This window comes from Winogradskya consettensis (assembly GCF_018332715.1).
Taxonomy (GTDB): Bacteria; Actinomycetota; Actinomycetes; order Mycobacteriales; family Micromonosporaceae; genus Actinoplanes; species Actinoplanes consettensis.
This window is the reverse complement of record NZ_BOQP01000003.1, coordinates 19,793-44,388: the sequence shown is the minus strand read 5'-3', so window position 1 is coordinate 44,388 and position 24,596 is coordinate 19,793. Positions and strand designations below refer to the sequence as shown.

Here is a 24,596-nt window from a genome sequence, read left to right as displayed (position 1 = left end):
CGACCCCCGACGCTGCAACTCCTGGCCAGAACGTGGCATTAATGATACGTTTTTCAGGTGGCTGGACAGGAGTTGAAACCGGAACCCGGCGCCTTCTGGGACGACCTCGCCGAGGACCTCAAGGACCCCGACTTCCTGCGCACCTACGTCGTGGAGTCCGTCCGCATCGCGACAGTGGACCGGATCATCAACCAGCTCGACGACGCGCGAGTCGCCGCCGGCCTGTCGAAGGCCGCCCTCGCCCGCGCGATCGGCACCAACCCGGACGCGATCCGGCGCCTGCTCACCGCCGGCCAGGTAAATCCGACCCTGGGAACCCTCGCGGAGATCGCCGCCGTCTTCGGCATGCGGATCTCTCTGGAGCCACTCTCGGACTCGGACAAGGAGAACGTCAGCGCGCCCCTGCTCAGCGGCGAGCACCCCGATCCTGCCGCCCTGGCGCTCTACCTCGAAGGTGTGCGCGGCGGCGATGCCACCAGCCGCCTGTGCGCCTAGCCGCTGAGTTCAGACAACTGATCGCGGATTGCGAGCTAGATATTCGCTGCCGAGCTCTCGGATGTTTTTGTCGTCCGCGTCGCTGAGTGCGGTGCGGAACGGCTTGCTCATTTCAGCGATCACTACCAGCCACGGCCTCCCGGCGCCTTCGGCGGCCAGGTCGATCAGGCAAAACAGCCGATGGTGACTGCGGTTGCGACCGTTACAGCGAACCTCGTACCAGCCGGTCATCTCGCCGTGCATAGCCTCCCAGTACCCGCCGCCGGCAAACTTCTGCGGCGGTGCGGCGGCTACCGCGACGAGCGCAGCCCGGAACTTCGCTCGGATGTTGGCGTCGCATGTGGATAAATAGGTCCGGGCAGGCGTCTCCTGCTCCGGGTCGTCAGCGGAGTGCCGTCTGAAGTATTTGATCTCATGCGCGTCATTGATCGACGGGCCTGTTCGAACCGCTGGCCTGGATTGCCTGGCGTTCGAAGACTGACGCTTTTGCCGGACGGCGCGGCGGACGGTCGGGAGACACCGAGGCAACCTCCGCCGCGGGGTTGATGAAGGGAATCAACCGTCGCGAACACGACGCTTAGCTCTTGACCTGAAGGCGCTTGGTGTCCTGGCCGGGTGGGAGGCCGTAGAAGCGGCGGTATTCGCGGTTGAACTGGGTGGCGCTGGCGTAGCCGACCGATTGGGCGACCTCGGCCGCGCTGCCCTCGCCGGCCATCATGCGGCGGCGGGCTTCCTGGAGCCTCAGCTGTTTCTGGAACCGCATCGGGCTCATGCCCGTCGCCGCCTTGAAGTGCCGGTGCAGGGTTGCCGGGCTCATGTGGGCGATGGCTGCGATGCCATCGATGGCGAGGGTTTCGTCGTAGTGGTCGACGATCCAGGTGGCGGCCTCGCGGATGCGGGCCGCGGCCGTGTCGGTGCGGGACCACTGCCGCAGAGCCGGACCGAGTGGGCCCGCCAGCAGCCGGTAGAGGATCTCGCCCTCCACCCGGCCGGCCAGTACGCCGATGTCCTGCGGCGCATCCAGCAGGCAGACCCAGCGGGTGACAGCGTCGACGATCTCGGGTGTCATCGGTGCGGTGGTGAGGACCTCGCCGCCGGGAATGGCGGTCTCGCCCATCTCGAGGATCGAGCCGGCCAGGACCTTGCTGTCGAGGTGCAGCACCACCGAGCGGTACGGAACCCGTTCGAAGATCGCGCTGACCGGGGTGGCCAGGGAGTTCAGGAACATTTCGCCGCCCCGGGTGACCCAGCTGCGTTCGCCGGAGACGCTGCGTTTGGCTCCGGCGACGGTGAAGCAGATCATCGGGACGTACTGCTGGTCGCTGGGGGCGATGGACTCGTCGAGGGCGACGAGGGTCTGGCGGGGGACGGCGGTTTCCCCCCAGATTCCGACGTGGTGCCGGTTCACGGCTTCGGCAAGGCGTTCGAGCATGCGGCGCTCCCTGAGAGGATCAGGCAATCCTATGCGAGTCAGAACCCATGACGGTCACCGGCCGCGTTCGTAGCGTTGGGTCCATGAACAAACGCGATCTAGGAACGCAAGGCCTCAGCGTGGGCGCCATCGGCCTCGGCACGATGGGCATGACCATGGCGTACGGCGCCGGCGACGAAGAAGGCGGAACGGCAACCATTCGCCGCGCGTACGAGCTCGGCGTCACCCTCTTCGACACCGCCGAGCTCTACGGCGGCGGCACCGGCAGCAACGAGCAGCTGGTCGGCCGGGCGGTGAAGGGCTTCCGCGACGACATCGTGATCGCCACCAAGTTCGGCTTCGACCTGAGCGACCCGGCCAACGTCGGCGTGGGCCTGGACAGCCGGCCGTCCCACATCCGCGAGGTCACCGAGAACAGCCTGCGCTACCTGGGCACGGACCACATCGACGTCCTCTACCAGCACCGTGTGGACCCCGACGTCCCGATCGAGGACGTCGCCGGCACGATCGGTGAACTCATCAGCGAGGGCAAGGTCCGTTTCTTCGGCCTCAGCGAGGCGGGCCCTGACGTCATCCGCCGCGCCCACGCCGTACACCCCGTCTCGGTCCTTCAGACTGAATACTCCGTCTTCGAACGCGCCGTCGAGGCTGACGTCCTGCCGGTCGTGCGCGAGCTCGGCATCGGCTTCGTGCCCTACTCCCCGCTCGGCCGCGGCTTCCTGACCAGCGCGGTCAAGCCGGCCGCCGAATACCCGGCGGACGACATGCGCAGCTGGGACGACCGCTGGCAGCCAGGCAACTACGAGAAGAACCTCGCCGCCGTCCGGCAGCTGACCACCCTCGCGGAGAGCAAGGGCATCGCGGTCACCCAGCTCGCCCTCGCTTGGCTCCTCGCCCAGGGCCCCCACATCGTCCCGATCCCCGGCACCCGAAGCCCCGCCCGCCTCGCCGAGAACGTCGCCGCCGCCGACGTCACCCTCACCCCGGACGACCTCGCCCGCATCCAGCAGATCCTCCCCCACGGCGCCGCCGGCTCCCGCTACCCCGAGGCCATGCTCCCCTCCTGGTAACCCCCGGCCCCGCACACCGTGCGACCGCCATGTTTAGCTCGGGCTATAGTCTCCGAAAGAGCTCCGACGCCGATCCGGCCGCGATGCGGCGGTTCCGGTCGCGGAGATCGCGTTCGCGAACTGGATGGCGTTCGAAAGGAAACGGAGGGGCGAGCAATGACCGACTTCCATGATTGGGAGGACATCCAGGCCGAACTGGATGACGGTGATGAGGTCGCGCTTGCTGCAGAACGGGCGCGGACCGAGGCGTGGGTCAGCGCCTTCCATCTTGCTGAGGAGCGGAAGCGGCTGGGGCTGACGCAGCGGCAGGTGGCTGACCTCATGGGTGTTACGCCCGGGCGGATCAGTCAGATCGAGAACGGTGATCTCGACGTGAACGAGGTCGCTACGCTCAGCCGATACGCGCAGGCGTTGGGTGCCAAGATGCGGATCATTTTCGACTACGGCAACGACCTGCGGCAGATCGCCTGAACGAGCCCTGCTCAACCGGCGACCACTCGGGTGAGCAGGGCGATGAGCTGGGCTTCTTCGGCGGGGGTGAGGCCGGCCGTGAGGGTGGTGTTGGCCTGGTTGCCCAGCCGGGTCGTGCGGGTCAGGGTTTCCTGGCCCGCGGGGGTGAGGGTGATGGCGTTCTTGCGACGGTCGGCCGGGTCGGGGGTTTGGTCGATCAGGGCGTCGCCGCGCAGGTCGTGGATGATCGCAACCATGTCCTTCGGGTCGACCCGCAGGGTTCGGGCGAGGTCGGCCTGGGAGACCGGGCCTAGTTCCGCGACCGTGGCGAGGACCGCGTGGTGCATCATGCGGAGGCCTTCGGCGGCGAGGGCTTCGGTGACCAGGCGGTGGCCTCGGGCGGCGGCTCGGCCCAGTAGCCAGCTGGGCAGGACGCGGATGCTGTGCGGGGCGTACGGGACGTCGGTCACGGCCGTAGCTTAGTTAAACCGTTGGGGTATCCCAACGAGTTTGGGTAGCCTGGCGGGTATGCGGAGGGTGCGTTATTACGAGCACGGTGGGCCGGAAGTTCTGACGGTGGAGCAGGCGGATGATCCGGTGCCGGGTCAGGGCGAGTTGACCGTACGCCCGGAGTCCATCGGCGTCACCCTCCCCGCCGTACGCATGGTGCGTGACCCCACGAGCACGCTCCCCGGAGTGCTCGGCGGGGAGGTCGCCGGCGAGGTGGTCGCGATCGGCGAAGGCGTCACGGGGTTCGCCGTCGGGGATCGGGTGGTGTCCCTGCCCTTCACCGGCTCCTACGCCGATTTGGTCGTCGTCCCCGCCGTGATGACGACGCACATTCCGCAGGGCAGCAGCGCCTCGCAAGCCGTCGCGCTCGTCCGCAGTGGACACGTGGCGCTGGCGGCGCTGACCGTCGCGGCCGTGGCAAAAGACGAGTCGGTGCTGGTCACCGCGGCGGCGGGCGGGGTCGGGCATCTCGCTGTGCAGTTGGCCAAGCTGCACGGCGTACCCAGAGTGGTTGCGGCAGTTGGTGATCTCGCCAAGGGCGACTTTCTCCGCGAGCTGGGGGCCGACGAAGTTGTCAGGTATGGCGACGACGTGGAGGTGGATGTCGTTCTCGACGGGGCCGGTGGGGAGCTGCTAGGCACCGCGCTGAAAGCGGTCCGGCCCGGCGGGCGGCTGGTGTTCTTCAACTCGGGCGGCGGGACGATCAACGCCTCGGAGCTGCTGGGCGGCGCGAAGACCGTGACCGGGATGGCCATCCGGCACTTCGCGGCCGCCCATCGTGACCTCTACGACAAGCACCATGAGCTGCTGTGGGAGCTGGCCGGCGATGGCCGGTTGCGGCCCGCGATCCACGCCGAGCTCCCGTTGGCCGACGCTGCCGAGGCCCACCGCATCATCGAGACGCGGCAGAACCTCGGCAAGGTCGTCCTCAGGCCTTAGCAGTGGGCGGCGGTTCGGCCGCGCCCGTCATGATGGCGACCGCGTCGGACATGCTGTGGCTCTTCGGGGTGATGACCGTGGCGCGGCGGCCGAGGCGCTGGATGTGGATGCGGTCGGCCACCTCGAAGACGTGGGGCATGTTGTGGCTGATCAGGATGACCGGCAGGCCCCGGTCGCGGACGTCGCGGATGAGTTGCAGGACGCGGTTGCCCTCCTTGACGCCGAGGGCGGCCGTGGGTTCGTCGAGGATGACGACCTTGCTGCCGAAGGCCGCGGAGCGGGCCACCGCGACCGCTTGGCGCTGGCCGCCGGAGAGCGACTCCACCGCCTGGCCGATGTTCTGCAGGGTGCCGATGCCCAGCTCCGACATGTGCCGACGGGCTTCCGCGCGCATGTGACCGCGGTCGAGCATCCGGAAAATGCTGCCCAGCGGGCCCGGTTTGCGTTGTTCGCGGCCCAGGAACAGGTTGTCGGCGATGTCGAGGCCGGGGGCGACCGCGAGGGTCTGGTAGACGGTTTCGATGCCGGCCTCGCGGGCCTGCATCGGGTTGCGGAACGTCACCCGTTCGCCGTCGAGGTAGATCTCGCCCTCGTCCGGGACCAGGGCGCCGGAGAGTGCCTTGATCAGGCTGGATTTGCCGGCGCCGTTGTCGCCGATGACCGCGAGGATCTCACCGGGGTAGAGCTCCAGGTCGCTGCCATTGATGGCGACGACCCGCCCGTACCGTTTGGTCAGGCCACGCGCTTCCAGGACGGGTGTCGTCATTACGTTTTCACCTTCCTGATCCACTGGTCGAGGGAGACCGCGACGAGCACCAGGAGGCCGATGGCGAAGCCCTGCCAGACGACTTCGACGCCGCCGAGCTGGAGGCCGTTGCGGAAGACGCCGACGATGAGGGCGCCGATCAGGGTGCCGAGGACGCTGCCCCGGCCGCCGAAGAGGCTGGTGCCGCCGAGGACGACGGCCGTGATGGAGTCGAGGTTGTAGTCGGTGCCGACGTTCGGGCTGGCCGAGGCGAGGCGGCCGATCAGGATCCAGCCGCCGACGGCGTAGAGCAGACCCGCGATCGTGTAGACCGAGAACAGCACGCGACTGGTACGGATACCCGCGAGCCGGGCGGCCTCGATGTCGTCGCCCGTCGCGTACACGTGCTTGCCCCATGCCGTCCTGCTCAGGGCGTAGAAGAAGAGCCCGAACAGCAGCAACATGAAGATCGAGCCGTACGTGAGCCGGAAGCCGCCGATCGGGATGGAGTTACCGGTCCACGTCATGAGCGAGGGCATGTCCGAGCCGCGGACCGTCTCGCTGTTGGAGATCACCGAGTTCAGTGAGAAGAACATCGTCAGCGTGCCGAGCGTGACGATGAACGGTGGCAGCTTGATCCGGGTGACGAGGAAGCCGTTGAGCGCGCCCATGGCCGTGCCGAAGGCGAGACCGAACAGCAGCGCCAGCACGCCGGGCATCCCGGCCCGGGTGCAGAAGACCGCCATCAGGATCGAGGAGAAGACCGCGATGGCGCCGGCCGAGAGGTCGATGCCGGCGGTCAGGATCACCAGGGTCTGGCCGAGTGCGAGCACGGCGATGACGGTGACCTGCGCGAGGACGAGCGAGAGGTTGGCGGCGGAGAAGAAGCGGACGTTGACGATCGAGAACGCGATGATCGCCACGATCAGGACGGCCAGCGGCCCGAGGACCGGGTTGCCGTGCAGGATGTGCTGGACGCGCAGGCCGAACGAGTCGTTCCTGGCGACGTCGAAGTCAGTGGCGGTCTCGGTGGCAGTTGCCATGCTCAGCCCCAGCAGTTCTGCGTGCCCCACGTGGAATCCTTGGCTTCCACGCCGGCCTGCGGGTCGTCGGTGATCAGGGTGGTGCCGGTGTCGATGAAGTCCTTACCGGCCGTGGCCTGCGGTTTCGAGCCGTCCTTGGCGAACTTCGCGATCGCCTCGATGCCCATGCTCGCCATCTTCAGCGGGAACTGCATCGACGTCGCGCCGATGACGCCCTTCTTGACGTTCTCGACTCCGGGGCAGCCACCGTCGATGGAGACGATGACCGTGTCCTTGTCCCGCCCGGCGGCCTTGAGCGCCTGGTACGCGCCGGCTGCCGCGGGTTCGTTGATCGTGTAGACGAGGTTGATCGACGGGTCCTTCTGCAGCAGGTTCTCCATCGCCGTACGCCCGCCGTCCTCCGCGCCGTCGGTGACGTCGTGCCCCGCGATCCGCGGGTCGTTCTCGTCACCGATCTTGTTGGCGTCACCGACCGGGATGCCGAACCCGTCGAGGAATCCCTGGTCCCGCTTGACGTCCACGGAGACCTGGTTGGCGTTGAGGTCCAGCATGGCGATCTTCGCCGTCCGGCCGTCCTTCGCGAACTTGGCCTTCGCCCACTGCCCGATGAGCTTCCCGGCCTGGTAGTTATCGGTCGCGAATGTGGCGTCGGCCGCGTCCGGCGGGTCGGTCGGCGTGTCCAGGGCGATGACGAGCATGCCCCGCTCATGGGCGAGGTCGATCGACGGGACGATCGCCTTGGAGTCGTTGGGGGTGATCAGAAAACCTTTGGCACCGTACGACGACAGGTTCTCGATCGCCAGCACCTGCGCCTCGTTGTCGCCGTCCTGCTTGCCCGCGAACGACTGCAGTTCGAGACCCTGCTGACCGGCTTCGCGCTGGGCGCCCTTCTTCATCGTCACGAAGAACGGGTTCGTGTCCGTCTTGGTGATGAGGCCGACGACCGGTTCGCCCGTCCCGCCGCCGCACGCCGCCGCGGTGCCCACCACCAGCACCCCGACGACCACCGCCGGCCCGAGTCGCCCGCCCCGGGGCACGATCCATTGCCGCATGTCCCCTCCAAACCGATTTAGCACAAATCGAGAGACAACGTTGTCTTGCAGTAGACGTCGCCATGCATCGACTGTCAACAATAAGTTGACAGCAGATTGCGTACAGTGATCATTTGGAGGTCTGTCGTGGGGCGGCCCACCATGAACGATGTCGCCCGGAACGCGGGCGTGAGCCTGAAAACCGTGTCCCGGGTGGTGAACGGCGAGACCACGGTGGACCCGGGGCTCGCCGCGCGGGTGCGGGCGGCTGTCGCCGCGCTGGGATACCGGCCGAATCTCGGTGCCAGCATGCTGCGGCGCAACGATCGGCGTACCCGGATGATCGGGGTCCTGCTCACCGACCTGGCCGGACCGTTCTCCGCGGCTGTGCATCGCGCTGTTGAGGACGAGGCCCGCGCTCGTGGCGTACACGTGCTCGGTGGCAGCACCGACGACGACCCGCAGCGGGCGCAGGACCTGGTGGAGGCGTTCGCCCGGCGGCACGTGGACGGGGTGATCCTGATGGCTTCGGCGGTGGTGGACCTGCCGAGCGTCGTCATCGACCGTGAGGCCGGGATCGATCAGGGGATGCGCCATCTGAGGAACCACGGGCACCGGCGAATTGCGTTCGTGGAGCAGGAGGTTCACGCGGTGTTCGCGCTGCCGGATCCGCCCACCGCGATTCTCGCCGGGAGCACGCCGGTCACGATCGAGGTGGTCCGGGCGCTGCGCGAGCGTGGGCTGCGGGACCGGGTGGCGCTGGTCGGGCTCGGTGACTTTCCGGCGGCTGACCTGCTCGAACCCGCGGTCACCGTGGTGACTCAGGATCCTGGCGCGACAGGCCGGGCCGCTGCGGGGGCACTCTTCGAGCAGATCGATGGGGGTACGCCCGGAGCGCGGACGATCAGCATCCCTACAACGCTGATCGCCCGCGGTTCCGGGGAGATCCGGCCTGCTACGGGAAGCTGACCACGTTCACCGGCACGGTCTCGGCACCCTGTGCGGCGCCGCCGGTCTGGTTGACTACATGGTCGATCGTGCCCTTGCCGCCGAGCGACACGGTCAGCAGATCGTGCAGCTTGACGCCGTCGGTCACCGGCACCTCGAAGCCGTGCTCCGCGTGGATGCTCTCGTCGGCGGTGAAGTTGCAGTAGCTGCCCAGGCCCCACGCCTCGTGGTTCTTGACGGTGTCCGCGACCTTGTACGCCGCGTATCCCTTGGCGTCGGCGCGCCAGGCGTCCTGGCTCGGCGGGTCGTACGGCATCTCGTTCTGCAGGAAGATCGTGCGGCCGTTCTCGCCGTTCCACACGACGTTGTCCTTCTGGTAGTGCTCGACGAAGAGCCCGTACCCGGTGACGTCGTCGCCGTTCACGATGAGGCCCGAGTCGGCGGGGTTCTCGGTCCAGCCCGCGCCGGCGCCGTGGTCGGCACGCCACGCCCAGATGTGGTCGATGATCGTGTCGTCGCTGTTCACCAGCAGGCTGTTCGTCGCCTTGCCCGGCCCGGCGCCACCGATCCGGAAGAACACGTCCTGCACGGAAACCGGGTCGGCGGCGTGGTCGGCCGAGGCGCCGTCCTCGCCGATGACGAGCAGGTTCTCGGAGTTCGTGGTGCCCGCGTCGAACAGCACGCCGGCGATCTTCACGCCGTCCACGTCGGAGACCTGCATCGGAGTCACGCCGCCGTCGGGGATGATCGTGGCGTAGCCGATGCCGAGCACCACCGTGTCCGGCCGCGTCACCTTGATCGTGTCGTCGACGTGGTAGACGCCCGGGGTGAGCAGCAGGTTCAGGCCCTGCTCCAGCGCGGCGTTGATGGTGGCCGCCGAGTCGCCCGGCTTCGCCACGTAGAACTCGCTCAGCGGCAGGCTCTTACCCGGCGTGTTGCCGTTGGCCCAGCTCACGCCGGACGAGTCGTGCGCCAGGTCGGGGACGAAAACGCCGCCGTCGTAGAGGTAGGGCTTCTCGCGGGTGACCGGCGAGGTCGGCAGCACGGTGTACGGCGGGTTCGGGAAGCTCTGCGCCGGCGCGCCCTTCACCCCCGAGAACGTCATGTTCCAGACGCCGTTCTCGTTCGACTTGATCTCACTGTTGCGGGTGAACCACTGCTGCTGCGAGTACGGCTGCTGGGCCCCGCTGATCCGCGAGTCGGCGATGTAGCCGCCGGACGCCCAGCCGTACCCGTCGGGTGCGAGGTTGAGGTCTCCGTGCACATCCATGCGGCGGAACGGCGCGGCCTGCGCCACCGCCCAGCGGTCCGCGCCCGACACCGGGGTGATCGACAGGTTCTCCGCCGACCGCCAGAAGTTCTGGGTGGCGTTGCCGTCGAACCAGCCCGCGTCAACCGTGAGGTCGCCGTTGATCTGGACGTCATCGGGGTTCTGCCCGAGACCGAGCACCGACGTGTAGAACCCGACCTGGATGTTCAGGCCGTTGTACGTGCCCGGCTCGAAGGCGAGCACGTAGCGGTCCGTACCGAACTGGTTCGATTCCTGCTTCTTGAAGATCTCGTCGGCCTTCGCCTGGATGTCCGTGGCGGCCATCGACGGGTCGAAGACGATCACGTTCGAGCCGAGATCGCCGCCGGCCTGTACGTCCTGCTCGGCCGCGTCCGCATGCAGCACGGTGACCGCGGCGTAGCCGCCGACCACTGTGGCGACCACGGCTCCGAGTGCGCCTAAGCGCTTCTTCTTCACAGCGTTTGCTCCTAGCGATGGGGGATTTGCCACGGGGCGTTCGGGGAAACGTCACCGCGGCCACGTCCGACGCTAGGACGCTCTCCTTCGTGACCGGTCGTTTTGTCGCCAAAGTGCATAGAAAACTGCCCCGCAGACTTCCGTCCGCGGGGCAGCCCGGTATTTCTGTTATCGGTTCCGTCAGGGGAAGTTGACCACGTTCACGGGAACGGTGTCGGTGCCCTGAGCAGGGCCGCCGGTGTTGTTGACGACGTGATCGATGACGCCCTGGCCACCCAGGGACACCGTGAACACGTTGTGCAGCTTCACGCCGCTGTTCACCGGAACCTCGAAGCCGCGGTCCGAGTGCACCGCCGGGTTCACGTTGAAGTAGCAGTAGCTGCCCATCGCCCACGCCTCGTGGCTGGTCACCGAGTCGGCGACCTTGTACGCGGCGTAGCCGTTGGCACCCGAGCGCCAGGTGGCGTTGTTCGGCGGGTCGTACGGCTGCTCGTTCTGCAGGAAGTACGTGCGGCCGCCGTTACCGTTCCACTGCACCTCGTACTTCTGGTAGTGCTCGACGAACAGGCCGTACGCGGTGACGTTCTGACCGTTCACGATCAGGCCACTGTCGGCGGTGTTGATCGTCCAGCCGTACGTGCCGGCGTTGCCGTGGTCGGCGCGCCACGCCCAGATGTGGTCGATGATCGTGTTGTTGCTGTTCACCAGCAGGCTGTTCGTGGCCTTACCGGCGATCGAGCCGCCGATCCGGAAGAACACGTCCTGCACGGTCGTCGGGTTGGCGCCGTGGTTCGCGCTGCTCCCGTTCGGGCCGATGACCAGCAGGTTCGCCGAGTTGGTGGTGCCGGCGTCGAAGAGCAGACCGGCGATCTTCACGCCGTCCACATCGGCCACCTGCATCGGCGTGACGCCGCCGTCCGGGATGATCGTCGCGTAGCCGAGGCCGAGCACGACGGTGTTCGCCCGGGTCACGTTGATCGTCTGGTTGACGTGGTAGACACCCGGCTGGAAGAGCAGGTTGAGACCCTGCGCCAGCGCCTGGTTGATCGTCGCGGCACTGTCACCGGGCTTGGCGACGTAGAACTGCGTCAGCGGCAGCGCGGTGCCCGGCGTGTTGCCGTTCGCCCAGGTGACCCCGGAGGCGTTGGTCTGCAGGTTCGGCACGAACACCTGGTAGGCGCCGCCGGCCTGGAACAGGTACGGCTTCTCCCGGATGACCGGCGCGGTGCCGATCGTGGTGTACGGCGGGTTCGGGAAGCTGGTTGCCGGAGCGCCCTGCACACCGACGAACGTCTGGTTCCACACCGCGTTCAGCGACGAACCGATCGTGCTGTTACGGGTGAACCACTGCTGCTGCGAGTACTGCTGCTCGGAACCGCTGATCCGCGAGTCGGCGATGTAGCCGCCAGACGCCCAGCCGTACCCGGCGGGGGCGAGGTTGAGGTCGCCGTGGATGTCCATCCGCCGGAACGGAGCGGCCTGCGAGACGGCCCACCGGTCCGCCCCGGAAACCGGGTAGAGCGACAGGTTCTCAACCGAGCGCCAGAAGTTCTGCGTCGCATTGCCCTGGAACCAGCCCGCGTCCACGGTGATGTCACCGTTGATCCGGGTGTCCTGCGGGTTCTGCCCAAGGCCCAGCACCGAGGTGTAGAAGCCGACCTGGATGTTCAGGCCGTTGTAGGTGCCCGGCTTGAACGCCAGCACGTAGCGCTGCGTGCCGAACTGGTTCGACTCCTGCTGACGGAAGATCGTGTCAGCCTGGCTCTGAATCGACGCCGCCGACTGCGACGGGTCGAAGACGATCACGTTCGCGCCGAGGCTGCCACCTGGGGGCACGGTCGGCCCGGTGGGCGGCGGCGTGGTCGGATCGGTCGCGGTGCCACCGAAAACCTTGAATTCCCAGAGCGAGTAACCGTACGCCGTGGCGCGCGAGGTGCCGTACATGCGCACGTAGCGGGCGGTCGCGTTCACGGTGACACTCTGGACACCGGCCTGCCCCGAGATCGCCGCGGTGGCGTCGGACCAGGTGCTGCCGTTCGCCGAGGTCTGGATCTTGAAGGACGTCGCGTACGCGGCCTCCCAGTTCAGCTCGACGCGGTTGATCGCCGAGCTCGTACCGAGGTCGACCTGCAGCCAGCTCGGGTCGACGAATGCGGACGCCCAGCGCGTACCTGTATTGCCGTCGGTCGCAGCGGCCGCGGGGAACGCACCCTCGTTCTCGAACGACGACGCGGTGGTGGGCTTCCCTTGGGACAACAGGGTCTCAGCGGCGTGCGCACTCAGTGTGGTCATAGCGCCGAATGCGGCGACCACCGCGACAACCAGGCCGCCGGCAGCGCCGAGGCGCCACCGCCGGCGAGGTCGGGGGATGGTGGTGGGGACGGTCATGACTTCTCCTTTTACGGAGTTACGGACGCGCGGGGACGCATCCGGCCGAGCGGGGGCCGGGAGCTCTCGCCCTTGGGGAAACGATCATCGGAGAGCGCTCACCCGGTTCCTGTGGACGCTAAGTTCGTTACGCCGATGTGTCAAAGGTTCGGCCACGCTGTTACGCGCAGCCCACGGAACCGGTTCCGCCGCTCCGGGACGACCTGGTTAATCCATAACTTGATCTCGATGCGTCGCGGGAGCTCCCGGCACCACCTCATACCGTTGCTGAGCTGCTGAAACAAAGCTTTTCGCCGACTCTGGCACGGCACATCGCGAGGCGCTGAGCAAGCCCTGATAACGCATTTCCGGTTCCGGAACCTGGCGCCGGAATCCACAGCTCCAAGCAGGACGGTCATTTCTGACTTTTAGGGCACCCCCGTCCTACAGTGGCAGCATGCGCCTGACCCTCACCACCGACACCCACCTCCCCAAGCGAGCGCGCGACCTCCCGGCAGCACTCTGGTCAGCCATCGACGCAGCGGACGTGGTCATCCACGCCGGCGACTGGGTGGACGTGGCGACATTGGACGCTTTCGAGGCCCGGTCGCGGCGCTTGATCGCCTGCTACGGCAACAACGACGGCCCTGAACTACGCGCCCGCCTCCCAGAAATCGCCCGCGCAGAACTCGACGGCGTCCGCCTGGCCGTCATCCATGAGACCGGCGATGCGAAGGGCCGCCCCGCCCGCTGCGACGCCCTCTTCCCGGACATCGACGTCCTGATCTTCGGCCACTCCCACATCCCCTGGGACACCAAAACCCCACGAGGACTCCGCCTCCTCAACCCCGGCAGCCCCACCGACCGCCGCCGCCAGCCCTTCTGCACCTACATGACCGCAACGATCGAGTCAGGCGCCCTCCTCGACGTCGAACTCCACAATCTGCCGGCTCGTTAGATCGGCGTGACGACAAGGACAACCCTCTTCGCAGGGCAAGCGTGGTGTGCCGTTCTGGCAGTGACGGCGTTGACGTCCGGCTGCGGGTCCGAGGACGAGAGCATCGGTGACCGAGCGCTCTCCCCGGCCGAGACCTGGTCGGCGCAACGCGAGGCGGCGAAGTCAATTCTGGCGACCTATCCTGGCCAGCCATCCCCGATCGCGATCACCGGTGCGGCCCTCCTGTCGGCGACGGCGGATCCGGCGACGACACGGATCTCGGTCACTTTCACCGGCGCGCGGGAGACGGCGAGCACGCCGTGTGGCGCCGACTATGCGGGTGAAGCTGTGGAATCGGCCGCGGTTGTCGTGGTGATCGTTCTGGAGCAGCGCAATTCCTCCGGCGGGGTTTGCACCATGCAAGGCACAACCCGCACTGCCACGCTAAATCTGGCACGGCCGCTCGGCAACAGGGAATTGCTCGATCTGCAGGCCCAGGTAGTCCCGGTCCGCACCGCCTATGTGCCGGACTGAGGCAGTCAGTCCGGGATGGACGTTCTGGGGGGTTCGATTAGCTCGACCCGATGACCGGCTCCGGCCTGCTGGGCCGGCCGAATCCTGAGGAGGATCTAACGCACAGATCTTCGTCCGAGAACCCGGGACACCATGACGCCCGCGGCCGCGCCCACTCCGATCCACGTCGCGTTCTGCAGGACCGACGATCGTGGATGCACCGAGGCGCGGGCCGTCCGATTCACGGGCTTGGAGACCTCGGCATGGCTGACAGCAATCTCTTGTTCCAATCGACGGCAGGCTGCCTGGTATTCGTCGTCCACGACGGAATAGAAGTGCTGGGCACGGCGCCCCTGTTCAACGGTCCGCCGGGCATCACGTGCCTCACCCCAGTAACGGCGCCCGAGCGGCCCGCCGAACAGTCCCGCTGCGGTCAGCCGCAGATGCGCCTCGGTGAGCGCACCGATCTCCCACATCATCTGCCAGTGGGACACGATCAGGTTGAGATAGATGTGCTGCCGGTACCAGGCAACGTCGACCGAGTCCCCGATAGGTCCCCAGCACTCGAGGAAAGTCTCGTCGTCGAGCGCCATGCGCAACAGTTCGGTGTGCAGCCCACGGATCGACTGCTCTCGAGCCGCCTTGGATTCGCGTCTTTGCATGTGCAGGGACACGGCTACACCGCCGAGGGCGAGCACGATCAGCACCAGCGTTGCGGAGCGCAGCATGGCGGCCCGCAATGACCGTCCGACGATCGCGCCCGGGCGGTTCACCGGTCGCCGTACTCGCTGGTGGGAGCAACCTCCCGGGTAAAGAACTCTTCGAACTCTTCACTGCTGTCATACATGTCCTGGAGAGCTGCACGGCATCGAGCGATCGCCGCGGGCTGAGCAAACTTTGCCGCCCCGCGGGGCGCGCCATCGCCGCCATAGTCGACTACATAACCGGCCGCATCGCCCAGAATCAAAAGCTCGGGAACGGTGCCGTACTTCGCCTCGGTGAGATCGGTGACGGCGGGATCGGCGATTCTTATTCGTTCGCCGGCTTGGGCTCTGACGCGAAGGACGTGCAGCTCCCAGCGTAGGTATTCGCTGACCGGGGACTCGACCGCTCGCACCCGAAAGAAGCGGGACCTCCTCTGGGCAAGGTCCGCAAAGTAGGCCTCCAGCTTCGGAAGATCGGCTTCTGCGATCTCCAGTGCTTCGTCCCACCGGCCTGCGACGAATGCTTCCCAGCTCTTGTTGCCGGGTTCCCGAAAGTGCTGCGCTCGTTCGGACTTCCAGATGTCTCCGGCAAGATCAGCCGAGACCACCGTGAAGTCGGCGATGTATTCCTCGAGCGGAAGATATTCTGTGACAACAGCGTCGAGTAGCGGCGACATGGACGCAGTCTAGGCGTCGGGGATGTCAGGCTTAGCCGCGATCAACATGCTGCGGGGAATTATTACGAGGCGCTCATCCGAGCCGATCGCCACTCCATCGGGCAGACGTCCCATGTAGTCGGCGGTGTGCTCACGCCCGATCACTGCTATGTCGCCGTTCTCCAGCTCCCAGACATCAGGACAGGTGGGCCCCGCGCTGGTCGCCCCCAGTTCCAATGCCGACTTACCCAGGCGTCGGACCAATCGGGCGCTCGGGTCGGCTTCCCACGGTCGTGACATCGAGATCTCCGATCCGCATAGGATTCAGCACTCAGTGTAATCGCGTCCCGGCGGTTTCCCGCCCGTCGGATTTCCAGATAGGGGCGATATCGGAGTGGGCGGGGAGTTGGTCTTGCGCGCACGCAGAAGGAAGGGCCCGGGGATCCGTTTTGGAGCGACAGCTCCTTGGATCTCCGGGCCCGGCCTCGACGGGAGTTGCGGTCCGTACCCCGCACGGACCTACGACATCTTCAGCTTTTAATGCCTTTAGAGCTTCAGATTCCGAGATCGACGCTGGGGTAGAGGGGGAAGGCGCCGAGCATTTCGTTGGCCTGCTTGCTGACTCGGTCGGCGATGGCCGGGTCGAGGTCGAATTTGGCCTTGGAGGCGCCGGGCTTGGTGCTGGACAGGACCGTGTGCATGAGGTCTGCGATCTGGTCCATTTCGGCGGTGCCGAGGCCTCGGGAGGTGAGGGCGGGGGTGCCGACTCGGATGCCGGAGGTGTACCAGGCGCCGTTGGGGTCCTGGGGGATGGAGTTGCGGTTGGTGACGATGCCGCTGTCCAACAGTGCCTGCTCGGCCTGGCGGCCGGTGAGGCCGTATTTGTCGACGTCGACGAGGACGAGGTGGTTGTCGGTGCCGCCGCTGACCAGGGTGGCTCCGCGGTTGAGGAGGCCGGTGGCGAGGGCCTGGCTGTTGTCGACGATGCGCTGGGCGTAGCCGGCGAATTCGGGGCGGCGGGCTTCGGCGAAGGCGATTGCCTTGGCGGCCATGACGTGGGCGAGGGGGCCGCCGAGGACCATGGGGCAGCCGCGGTCGACCTGGTCGGCCAGCTCGGGCTGGGCGAAGACCGCACCGCCGCGGGGGCCACGGAGGCTCTTGTGCGTGGTGGTGGTCACGATGTGGGCGTGGGGGATCGGGTTGAAGTCGCCCGTGAAGACCTTGCCCGCGACCAGGCCGGCGAAGTGGGCCATGTCGACCATGAACGTGGCGCCGACCTCGTCGGCGATCTCGCGCATCGTGGCGAAGTTCACCTTGCGGGGGTACGCGGAGTAGCCGCCGACGATGACCGCGGGCTTGAACTCCTTGGCGGTCTCGCGCAGGGCGGCGTAGTCGATCTGGCCGGTCGACGCGTCGACGCCGTAGGAGCGCTGGTCGAACATCTTGCCGGAGATGTTCGGGCGGAAGCCGTGGGTGAGGTGGCCGCCGGCGTCCAGGCTCATGCCCAGCATGCGCTGGTTGCCGAACGCGGCGCGCAGCTCGGCCCATTCGGCGTCGGTCAGGTCGTTGATCTGGCGCTTCTCGAACTTCTTGAGGTACGGCACCTCGACCCGGTCGGCCAGGATCGCCCAGTACGCGACCAGGTTGGCGTCGATGCCGGAGTGCGGCTGAACGTACGCGTACGGCGCGTCGAACAGGGCCTTCGCGTGCTCCACGGCGATCGACTCGACGGTGTCGACGTTCTGGCAGCCGGCGTAGAAACGGCGGCCGATGGTGCCCTCGGCGTACTTGTCGGAGAGCCAGTTGCCCATCGCGAGGAGCACCGCGGGGGACGCGTAGTTCTCGGAGGCGATCAGTTTGAGGGACTCGCGCTGGTCGTGCAGCTCCTTCGCGATCGCGTCGGCGATGCGGGGGTCTACGTCGCGGACGACGTCCAGCGCTGCACGGAATGCGGTCGATTCGGCGTTGAGCTCAGACATGGGGCCTCCCTATCACAGGTGAAGAGGCCCAGGCGCACGGCAGTTCACCCACTACTTGGGTGAGTCACCCACTACTTGGGTGAGGCCGCTCCCCGATGGTCATCCATCCGAACGCGCCAGTCACGGCCCACGGGCCAGCATACCGGCTATTACCCTGTCGCTCGTGAACGGCGTACAGATCTTGCTCATCGTCGGGGCCGGCATCGTCATCACCGCGGTCGCCCACCGGCGCAATCTGCAGCCCGGCCTGATCGTGGTGACGTTGGCCGCAGCGGCGAGTTTTCTGCCCGGCATGCCCCGGCTCGAGCTCGAGAGCGAGGTGATGCTGGCTCTGGTGGTGCCGCCGCTGCTCTACTCGGCGACCCGGGGCGCGTCGTTCACCGCGTTCGGCCAGAACCTGCGCGCGATCATCAACCTCGGTGTGCTGCTGGTGCTGGGAACCGCGGCGGCGCTCGGGTTCCTGTCGTCGTGGCTGCTGCCCACGATCGGCCTGGCCGCGGCATTCGTCCTGGGCTCGGTGCTGGCACCGCCGGACACCATCACCACGGTCTCGCACGGCGAGGAGCTGGGCCTCCCCCGCCGGGTCACCACCATCCTCACCGGCGAGAGCCTGGTCAACGACGCGACGGCGCTGACGCTCTTCACGATCGCGATCGGCGCGGTCAGCGGCGTGCACGCGAGCTGGGGCTCGGGCATCCGCGACTTCTTCTACAACGCCGGGGTCGGGCTCGCCATCGGTGCGGGGCTGGCCCTGATAACCCTCTGGGTACGCCGGATCCTGCGCAACCCGACCCTCGAAACCACCCTGGCCCTGCTGGTCCCGTTCACGGCGTTCCTGCTCGCCGAACAGGTCCACGCATCGGGCATCCTCGCCGTGGTCATGGCGGCGTTCTCGATCAGCATCAACACGTCGCTGGACCCGCGGCACCAGTACCCGGGTGCCTACCGGACCCGCCTGCAGGAAGAGGCGTTCTGGCCGGTCGTCGACTTCCTCCTGGAAACGTTCGTCTTCGCCTACATCGGCCTGCAACTCCGCTTCGTCCTCGACGACCTCCGGCAATCAGAGGATCCAGGCCTCAGCCGTACGCTCATAGCGGCCGCCGTTCTCCTCCTGGCCGCAATCGTCATCAGAATCGCCGGCGTCTACGCCCTCTTCGGCCGCTGGCGCCTCAACGACCTCCTCAACAAACGCCGCCTGGCCCGCGACCCCGAATTCGCCCGCCGCGTCGAGGAACACCGCACCCGCCGCACCCGCGGCCGCACCCGCCGTGACACCCCACTGGGCGCCCCCACCACCCGCGAAACCCTCGTCGTCAGCTGGACCGGCATGCGCGGCATCCTCACCCTGGCCGCCGCCGCCGGCATCCCGGAAACCACCGAATCCGGCGCCGAGTTCCCCGGCAGATCCGCCATCCAGGCCATCGCCCTCATCGTCACCCTCGGAACCCTCCTCATCCAGGGCACCACGATCCGCTTCCTGGTGAATTGGCTTCGATTGGACGTACGCGAAGAACGCGAACAATCCGCCGCCATGCGCCAGCACGCCAATGACCTCGTCAACGCAGCCGCCACCGGCACAGCCGACGACGACTACGACAAACAACGAGCAGCCCTCAGCCACGCAGTCACCGAAGGCACCGTCGACGAAGAAACCGCCAGATCCCTCATCAACGAAATCGACCTCCGCCAAGCCGCCCGCCACACCCTCACCTGACACCAAAGTGTCGTACACCTGTGCGATTATGGCCGCTTGAGGAGGAAAAACAGTGAGCGGACTCCCGATGCACCCCCACCACCTCGGGCATACCATCGACGCCATGCGGTCGAGGTGCTGAACCGGCAGTTCGGCATTGGCGACACCCTCTTCCACGACAAGGCGGCACTCGACCGCGCTCTGACGGAGGCTGCCGCTCTCGTCGACGGGTGGGTGTCGGGCGGCATCGGTGTCCACTCACTCTTCGATGTCAGCTACCCCACGAGGCTGCGTGACGTTCATCAGGCGCCGCCATTGCTGTTCAGCCAAGGGACTCTGGCGCCCGACCGGCGGGCCGTTGCCGTAGTGGGAACCGCAAGCCGACCGAGCGCGGAGCTCAGATGGCCGGCTGGATCACGGGCGTGCCGCGCATCGAGCCGCCCGGGTCGCCGTGAATGCCCAGATCAATCTGCGCGCGCTCGGCAGCTCGTTTCTGAGCACCCACCACCGATGCTTCGCTGCCGCGTTAGGTGGCCCGTTCACCCACATCGCCACGGTTCCCTCCACGCGAGGGCGACGGGGACAGCATCAGCTCTACACGATCCTGGCCGGCGGTGTGCGGTTGCCGCACGTGCTGGCCACCGCAAACGATCGATATTCCGCCGACGGTGTCAGATATGAGCACTGCAGGTTGTTCAATGAACGCCTTCGCAAAGCACCCGAGTTCGATGAGAGTCGCTGCTCACTGGGTGATGCCGGCGGCGACCGCTTGGCCGGTGGGGGTTTGGTAGTAGAGGACTGAGCGGCCGGATCGGCGGCGGTGGAGGAGGCCGGCGTCAAGCAGCACGCGGAGGTGGTTGCCGACTGCGCCGAGGGGCAGCCCGGTGACGGCGACGAGATGGGTGGTACTCAGCGGGGTGGTCAGGTGGGTGAGGATGGCGGCTCGGCCTGGGCCGAGGAGGCGGGAGAGGGCGTCCGGGGGTCTGGGGTTGGTGGGGACGAGGACGCCGGAGCAGGGGTAGATGAGGGAGTAGCGGTGCGGGGGGCCGAAGCCGGCCCAGCCTTGGGCCGTGGTGGACGGGATGAAGAGCAGGTGGGCGCCGGTGAGGTCGCGGGGTGGGTAGGCGTGGGCGTTGATCTGGAGGCGGCCTTCGCCGAGCCAGCGCAGGTCGTGGCGCAGGCCGTCGAGGGCTGCGGCCCAGCCGCCGGTGCTGAGGGCCCGGGTGCGGGCGACGATGTCGGCTTCGAGGATGCGGGCGCGGCGGGGCCAGTCCGGGCGTACGGTCCGGTTCCAGATCCAGGTCATGATGTCGGCGATCCGGTCGCCGAGGTCGGGGACGCGCAGTTCGGCGGGTTCCTCGCCGCCGAGGCAATAGGCAAGATCAGCAAGCAAAACTTCTTGAGGGGTACGCCGTAAGCGCCCCACTTCCGTAGCGAACTCCCCCGTCGACGGCGTGGTCAGGAAGTCAGCGATCCAGCCCGGCGCCTTCGCCGCGCGTGCGAACCCGGCGGCGACCGGGTCAGCGGCGATCAGCTTGCGAAAGTCGGCCCGAGCGCCGGCGACATCCGCGAACTGCCCCGGCGCGGGCCGTCCACCCAGTAGAACCAGCAGCGCACCCACGGTCTCGGTGAGCGCTGACACCGCGAACCGGCTCCGCGCGAGCACGTCCGAGTCAACCAGCCAGATCCCCACGTTTCGCCTCCCCGCGAAACATTACGGCCCGGGGACGCCGCCGCCGACACTCAGGCCGTGCGTACCTACCGCGAGTTGTTCCGTGTCCCCGAGTTCGCCCCGCTGTTCACCTACTCCGCGTTGCAGGTCGCGGCGAGCACGTTGGGCAGTCTCGCGCTCGGCACGCTCGTCTACGACCGGACGGGTTCGCCGCTGCTCTCGGCGCTGAGCATGTTCGGGTCGTCGTTCGCCCAGGTGATCGGGGCGACGATGCTGCTCTCGATCGCCGACCGGGTGCCTCCGCGGGCCGCGGTCACTCTGATCGGTGTGGCCTTCGGGCTGAGCAACCTGGCTCTCGCCCTGCCGGGGATGCCGCTGGGCGCCGCGTTCGCCATCATCTTCGGCACCGGCCTGGTCGCGTCGGTCGGTGCCGGTGTCCGCTGGGGTCTGCTCGGCGAGATCCTGCCTCCGGAGGGCTATCTGCTCGGCCGTTCCCTGTTCAACATCTCGGTCGGGACAATGCAGATCATCGGGTACGCCGCCGGCGGCCTGCTCGTCGTGCTGCTCTCCCCCAGGATCGCCCTGGTCATCGGCGGCCTGCTCTGCCTCAGCGGCGCGATCATCGCCAGGCTCGGCCTGACCCGGCGGCCGCCCCGTGCCACCGGCCGCCCCTCGATCCGGGCGACCTGGCAGGTCAATCGTCAGCTCTGGGCGGCCCCGGCACGGCGTACCGTCCTCCTGGCCCTCTGGGTGCCGAACGGCCTGGTCGTGGGGGCAGAAGCCCTCTTTGTTCCGTACGCCCGAAGCCACGCCGCCGCCCTTTTCATCGCCGCCGCGCTGGGCATGCTCGTCGGCGACCTGACCGCCGGCCGCCTGATCCCGCCCCGGCTCCGCCCGCACTTCGTGACTCCCATGCGACTGGTGCTCGCCGCGCCGTACCTGCTGTTCGCGCTCCCCATCGACGCGCCCGTGGCGGTGCTCCTGACGGCGGTCGCCTCGGCCGGCTACGGGGCGGGTCTGCTGTTGCAGGAACGGCTGCTCGCCATCACCGCTCCGGAGATCAGGGGCCAGGCGCTGGGTCTGCAGAGCTCCGGCACCATGGCCATGCAGGCGGTCGGCGCGACCCTCGCCGGGCTAGTGGCGCAGCACCTGCCGGCCGGCGCCGCGATCGCCGCGATGGGGGCGGCGTCGTTGCTGGTCAGTGTGGCGCTGACGCGGCCGCTGCGGGATCGCTCAGTCCAGCGCGGCAGCCTTGCGGAGCAGCACTGAACGCTCGCGCTCGTTGCCGCAGAGGCGGGCGGCCAACTCCAGTTCGGCGCGTGCTTCCGGTCGCCGGTCGAGACGGGTGAGCAGCTCACCGCGTACCGTCGGAAGTAAATGCGACCCGGGAAGCCGGTCGGTCGCGATCAGCTCGTCCACGATGGCCAGGGCTTGCGCCGGACCCGTGGCCATGGCCACGGCGACCGCCCGGTTGAGCTCGACCACCGGCGAGGGCGCGACCCGGCCGAGCGCCTCGTAGAGCACCACGATCCGGTCCCAGTCGGTTGCCTCGACCGACGATGCCGACGCGTGGACCGCGGCGATCGCAGCCTGCAGACCGTAGGGCCCGAGCCCGCGAGGTGACGCCTTGGCGAGCGAGGCCAGCCCGCGGCGGATCGCCGACATGTCCCACCGCCGCCGGTCCTGATCCTCCAGCAGGATGGGCGAACCGTCAGGCGCTGTCCGGGCCGGGAAGCGCGCGGCCGTCAGCTCGCACAGCGCAAGCAGCCCGTGCACCTCCGGCTCGTCCGGCTGCAGCGCGGCCAGCGTGCGGGCCAGCCGGATCGCCTCGTACGCGACCTCGGGGCGCACCAGCCGATCCCCCGACGTGGCCGTCGAGCCCTCCGTGAAGATCACGTAGATGACGCTGAGCACCCCGCCCAGCCGCTGCCGCCGCTCCCCGACCGGCGGCAACTCGAACGGCACCCCGGCCGCCGAGATCGTCTTCTTCCCCCGGGTGATCCGCGCCTGCACGGTCGGCACAGATACGAGGAACGCCCGCGCGATCTCCTCACTGGACAACCCGGCCACCACCCGCAGGGTCAACGCCACCCGGGCCTCGGGCGACAGCACCGGATGACAGCTGATGAACATCAACGCCAGCACGTCGTCGTCGATCCGGTCGGGATCGACTTCCTCGTCTTCCTCCACGGGCGAGGCCGCCAGCAGGGCATACCGGTCCTGCAGGGCGACCCGGCGACGGATCGCATCAATCGCCCGCCGCCGCGCCGTGGCCATCAGCCAGCCCGCAGGATTCACCGGAGCCTCGACCGCCCACGACACCAGCGCCTCGGCCACCGCCTCCTGCGCCGCATCCTCCGCCAGCCCGAAATCCCCGGTGAACCGGGTCAGCGCCGCAACGATCCGCGCCGACTCGATCCGCCAGACAGCTTCGACATCGGCCGCACCCATCAGGCGCCGATCTCCGGAACCTCATCCTCGCCCGGCACCCGCCGAACCTCGATCTTGGCCCCGCGCGCCACCGGCACCCGCTTCGCCCACTCGACGGCCTCCTCCTTCGAGGAGACATCCACCAGGAAGAAGCCCCCGAACAGCTCCTTGGTCTCCCCGTACGGCCCGTCGGTCACCACCGGCACCTCGCCGCTGAAGTCGACCACCACACCCTTACGGGCATCATCAAGCCCCTCAGCCCCGACATAAACGCCGGCCTTGACCAGATCCTCGATGAACCGCCCGGTAGTCGTCATCAACTCCTCGATGTTCGCCATCATTGCCGCGTTCGACTCATCGGTCCCCCGCATGATCAGCATGTACTTCGACATCGCCATCTCCTCGTCCAGCAGAACCGCCACCCGGCCCTCGCCCCCACACGTCGAACGACCCAGGCCCAGATCGACGCGCGCTTCTAAGAAAATTCTCACCGGGATGCGCGGGGGGACAAGCTGTCGAGGATGTAGTCGAGGCCGGTGGTGAAGATGACTTCCTGCCGGTCAGCGGCATGCGGGACGTGCGCCTCCCGCACCACGCGGATGAATCGCGGGTATCGGCCGCTCTTCTCGATCGAGTCCATGTAGGGGCCGAGGACGCGACCCCACTCCTGGTCATCGAGGCCGGCCCGTTGCAGGGCCTGCTGCTCCGCCAGCTCCCGGATGGCGAAGCCGCGGACGAAGGCCTGCAGGATCTCGCTGGCGACGAGCATCTCGTCGATGGTGAGTTCCAGGTCGTCCAGGGCGGTCAGGCCGTACTCGACCCAGGCGAGGGAGTTCGGTCCGAAGTTGGGCCGTCCCGCTGCGACGCCGGCCATCCAGGGATGTCGCAGGATGGACCCGCGGATGCGGTGCGCCAGCGCGGTGAGGTCGCTGCGCCAGTCACCGCTCGGTGGTGGCGGTGGGCCGTCCTCGCCCTCGACCCAGTCGACCATCAGATCGTAGATCTCGTCCTTGCTGCCGACATAGCCGTACAGCGATGCCGTCCCGACCTCCAGCGCTGTCGCCATCTTGCGCATCGACACCGCCTCGAGCCCCTCGGCATCAGCGAGGGCGACAGCGGCTGCGGCTATCTGCCGCCGGCTTGTCGACGGGGCCGGCCCCTTAATGGCACGCTCCGCGCGAGCCCACACGAGCTCACGTGGCCGAGATGAGCCTTTCTGGCGTTCCGTCGGCAAT

General features: G+C 67.7%; 25 protein-coding genes, 1 pseudogene and 1 riboswitch. Of the genes and pseudogenes, 10 read left to right on the top strand and 16 right to left on the bottom strand.

All coding sequences use genetic code 11. The annotated features are described in order from the left end of the window. Positions 1-57: 57 nt before the first annotated feature. Entirely contained in the window at positions 58-495 is a 438-nt protein-coding gene (locus Aco04nite_RS02010; RefSeq protein ID WP_212995484.1) for a helix-turn-helix transcriptional regulator, read from the top strand. Positions 496-504: 9 nt separating this feature from the next. Here the strand turns inward: Aco04nite_RS02010 and Aco04nite_RS02005 are convergent, their stop codons facing one another. Both Aco04nite_RS02005 and Aco04nite_RS02000 read right to left on the bottom strand, forming a co-directional pair. Beyond that, positions 505-726, bottom strand: coding sequence for a hypothetical protein (locus tag Aco04nite_RS02005; protein ID WP_212995483.1), 222 nt, complete (start codon positions 724-726; stop codon positions 505-507). Positions 727-1,072: 346 nt separating this feature from the next. Continuing rightward, positions 1,073-1,927 carry an AraC family transcriptional regulator gene (locus Aco04nite_RS02000; RefSeq protein ID WP_212995482.1) on the bottom strand — a complete coding sequence of 285 codons (855 nt, stop codon included), beginning with the start codon at positions 1,925-1,927 and terminating at the stop codon, positions 1,073-1,075. An 83-nt stretch (positions 1,928-2,010) separates the two neighbouring features. Between Aco04nite_RS02000 and Aco04nite_RS01995 the strand changes: the two genes are divergently transcribed. After that, positions 2,011-2,997, top strand: a complete 987-nt coding sequence (locus Aco04nite_RS01995) for an aldo/keto reductase (RefSeq protein ID WP_212995481.1) — start codon at positions 2,011-2,013, stop codon at positions 2,995-2,997. 156 nt (positions 2,998-3,153) lie between these two features. Next, positions 3,154-3,468 (top strand): transcriptional regulator, encoded by a 315-nt coding sequence (locus Aco04nite_RS01990; protein WP_212995480.1) that lies wholly within the window; start codon positions 3,154-3,156, stop codon positions 3,466-3,468. A gap of 11 nt (positions 3,469-3,479) precedes the next feature. Here Aco04nite_RS01990 and Aco04nite_RS01985 read toward each other — a convergent pair whose 3' ends face one another. Next, positions 3,480-3,917: a MarR family winged helix-turn-helix transcriptional regulator gene (locus tag Aco04nite_RS01985; RefSeq protein WP_212995479.1), complete on the bottom strand. Its 438-nt coding sequence runs from the start codon at positions 3,915-3,917 to the stop codon at positions 3,480-3,482. A 58-nt stretch (positions 3,918-3,975) separates the two neighbouring features. Here Aco04nite_RS01985 and Aco04nite_RS01980 point away from each other — a divergent pair, with 58 nt between their 5' ends. After that, positions 3,976-4,896: a quinone oxidoreductase family protein gene (locus tag Aco04nite_RS01980; RefSeq protein WP_212995478.1), complete on the top strand. Its 921-nt coding sequence runs from the start codon at positions 3,976-3,978 to the stop codon at positions 4,894-4,896. On the opposite strand, the gene Aco04nite_RS01975 is transcribed toward Aco04nite_RS01980, so the two are convergent. From Aco04nite_RS01975 to Aco04nite_RS01965, 3 genes are read right to left on the bottom strand one after another with little or no spacing between them, the layout of a single operon-like run. Further along, positions 4,886-5,662 carry an ATP-binding cassette domain-containing protein gene (locus Aco04nite_RS01975; protein ID WP_212995477.1) on the bottom strand — a complete coding sequence of 259 codons (777 nt, stop codon included), beginning with the start codon at positions 5,660-5,662 and terminating at the stop codon, positions 4,886-4,888. The two genes, Aco04nite_RS01980 and Aco04nite_RS01975, sit on opposite strands and share 11 nt — an antisense overlap. Next, positions 5,662-6,714: an ABC transporter permease gene (locus Aco04nite_RS01970; RefSeq protein ID WP_244875684.1), complete on the bottom strand. Its 1,053-nt coding sequence runs from the start codon at positions 6,712-6,714 to the stop codon at positions 5,662-5,664. The genes Aco04nite_RS01975 and Aco04nite_RS01970 overlap by 1 nt, the downstream gene beginning before the upstream one ends. After that, complete coding sequence (locus Aco04nite_RS01965) at positions 6,687-7,736, bottom strand: sugar ABC transporter substrate-binding protein (RefSeq protein WP_212995476.1); 1,050 nt, start codon at positions 7,734-7,736, stop codon at positions 6,687-6,689. The genes Aco04nite_RS01970 and Aco04nite_RS01965 overlap by 28 nt, the downstream gene beginning before the upstream one ends. A gap of 141 nt (positions 7,737-7,877) precedes the next feature. On the opposite strand from Aco04nite_RS01965, the gene Aco04nite_RS01960 reads away from it, so the two are divergent. Then, positions 7,878-8,684, top strand: coding sequence for a LacI family DNA-binding transcriptional regulator (locus Aco04nite_RS01960; protein ID WP_212995475.1), 807 nt, complete (start codon positions 7,878-7,880; stop codon positions 8,682-8,684). On the opposite strand, the gene Aco04nite_RS01955 is transcribed toward Aco04nite_RS01960, so the two are convergent. Both Aco04nite_RS01955 and Aco04nite_RS01950 read right to left on the bottom strand, forming a co-directional pair. After that, positions 8,671-10,410 (bottom strand): pectate lyase-like domain-containing protein, encoded by a 1,740-nt coding sequence (locus Aco04nite_RS01955; RefSeq protein WP_244875683.1) that lies wholly within the window; start codon positions 10,408-10,410, stop codon positions 8,671-8,673. The two genes, Aco04nite_RS01960 and Aco04nite_RS01955, sit on opposite strands and share 14 nt — an antisense overlap. A 180-nt stretch (positions 10,411-10,590) precedes the next feature. Next, entirely contained in the window at positions 10,591-12,798 is a 2,208-nt protein-coding gene (locus tag Aco04nite_RS01950) for a discoidin domain-containing protein (protein WP_212995474.1), read from the bottom strand. Between the two features lie 436 nt (positions 12,799-13,234). Here Aco04nite_RS01950 and Aco04nite_RS01945 point away from each other — a divergent pair, with 436 nt between their 5' ends. Continuing rightward, positions 13,235-13,735 (top strand): metallophosphoesterase family protein, encoded by a 501-nt coding sequence (locus tag Aco04nite_RS01945; protein WP_212995473.1) that lies wholly within the window; start codon positions 13,235-13,237, stop codon positions 13,733-13,735. Positions 13,736-13,795: 60 nt separating this feature from the next. Further along, positions 13,796-14,248: a hypothetical protein gene (locus Aco04nite_RS01940; RefSeq protein ID WP_212995472.1), complete on the top strand. Its 453-nt coding sequence runs from the start codon at positions 13,796-13,798 to the stop codon at positions 14,246-14,248. 95 nt (positions 14,249-14,343) lie between these two features. On the opposite strand, the gene Aco04nite_RS01935 is transcribed toward Aco04nite_RS01940, so the two are convergent. The 4 genes from Aco04nite_RS01935 to Aco04nite_RS01920 all read right to left on the bottom strand — a co-directional run bounded on the left by Aco04nite_RS01935 (position 14,344) and on the right by Aco04nite_RS01920 (position 17,566). After that, a complete protein-coding gene (locus tag Aco04nite_RS01935) occupies positions 14,344-15,000 on the bottom strand; it encodes a DUF6082 family protein (protein ID WP_212995471.1) in 657 nt (218 codons plus the stop codon). Continuing rightward, positions 14,997-15,608: a DUF6879 family protein gene (locus Aco04nite_RS01930; protein ID WP_212995470.1), complete on the bottom strand. Its 612-nt coding sequence runs from the start codon at positions 15,606-15,608 to the stop codon at positions 14,997-14,999. Before Aco04nite_RS01930 ends, Aco04nite_RS01935 begins: the two co-directional genes overlap by 4 nt. 9 nt (positions 15,609-15,617) lie before the next feature. Then, positions 15,618-15,887 (bottom strand): hypothetical protein, encoded by a 270-nt coding sequence (locus Aco04nite_RS01925; RefSeq protein ID WP_212995469.1) that lies wholly within the window; start codon positions 15,885-15,887, stop codon positions 15,618-15,620. A gap of 254 nt (positions 15,888-16,141) precedes the next feature. Continuing rightward, positions 16,142-17,566, bottom strand: coding sequence for a glycine hydroxymethyltransferase (locus Aco04nite_RS01920; RefSeq protein WP_212995468.1), 1,425 nt, complete (start codon positions 17,564-17,566; stop codon positions 16,142-16,144). 19 nt (positions 17,567-17,585) lie between these two features. Beyond that, positions 17,586-17,700, bottom strand: a riboswitch (ZMP/ZTP riboswitch). Between the two features lie 29 nt (positions 17,701-17,729). On the opposite strand from Aco04nite_RS01920, the gene Aco04nite_RS01915 reads away from it, so the two are divergent. Next, positions 17,730-19,280 (top strand): cation:proton antiporter, encoded by a 1,551-nt coding sequence (locus Aco04nite_RS01915; RefSeq protein ID WP_212995467.1) that lies wholly within the window; start codon positions 17,730-17,732, stop codon positions 19,278-19,280. Between the two features lie 114 nt (positions 19,281-19,394). Beyond that, positions 19,395-19,631: pseudogene (locus tag Aco04nite_RS50350) on the top strand (DNA-processing protein DprA); the annotation flags it as partial. Between the two features lie 370 nt (positions 19,632-20,001). Here the strand turns inward: Aco04nite_RS50350 and Aco04nite_RS01910 are convergent. Next, complete coding sequence (locus Aco04nite_RS01910; protein ID WP_212995466.1) at positions 20,002-20,952, bottom strand: ArsR/SmtB family transcription factor; 951 nt, start codon at positions 20,950-20,952, stop codon at positions 20,002-20,004. Between the two features lie 57 nt (positions 20,953-21,009). On the opposite strand from Aco04nite_RS01910, the gene Aco04nite_RS01905 reads away from it, so the two are divergent. Beyond that, complete coding sequence (locus Aco04nite_RS01905; RefSeq protein ID WP_212995465.1) at positions 21,010-22,200, top strand: MFS transporter; 1,191 nt, start codon at positions 21,010-21,012, stop codon at positions 22,198-22,200. Here Aco04nite_RS01905 and Aco04nite_RS01900 read toward each other — a convergent pair. From Aco04nite_RS01900 to Aco04nite_RS01890, 3 genes are all read right to left on the bottom strand, one after another. Further along, complete coding sequence (locus tag Aco04nite_RS01900; RefSeq protein WP_212995464.1) at positions 22,165-23,382, bottom strand: RNA polymerase sigma factor; 1,218 nt, start codon at positions 23,380-23,382, stop codon at positions 22,165-22,167. The genes Aco04nite_RS01905 and Aco04nite_RS01900 overlap by 36 nt on opposite strands. Continuing rightward, complete coding sequence (locus Aco04nite_RS01895) at positions 23,382-23,783, bottom strand: YciI family protein (protein WP_244875682.1); 402 nt, start codon at positions 23,781-23,783, stop codon at positions 23,382-23,384. The genes Aco04nite_RS01900 and Aco04nite_RS01895 overlap by 1 nt, the downstream gene beginning before the upstream one ends. A gap of 65 nt (positions 23,784-23,848) precedes the next feature. Continuing rightward, positions 23,849-24,550, bottom strand: a complete 702-nt coding sequence (locus Aco04nite_RS01890) for a TetR/AcrR family transcriptional regulator C-terminal domain-containing protein (protein ID WP_212995463.1) — start codon at positions 24,548-24,550, stop codon at positions 23,849-23,851. Positions 24,551-24,596: the final 46 nt, after the last annotated feature.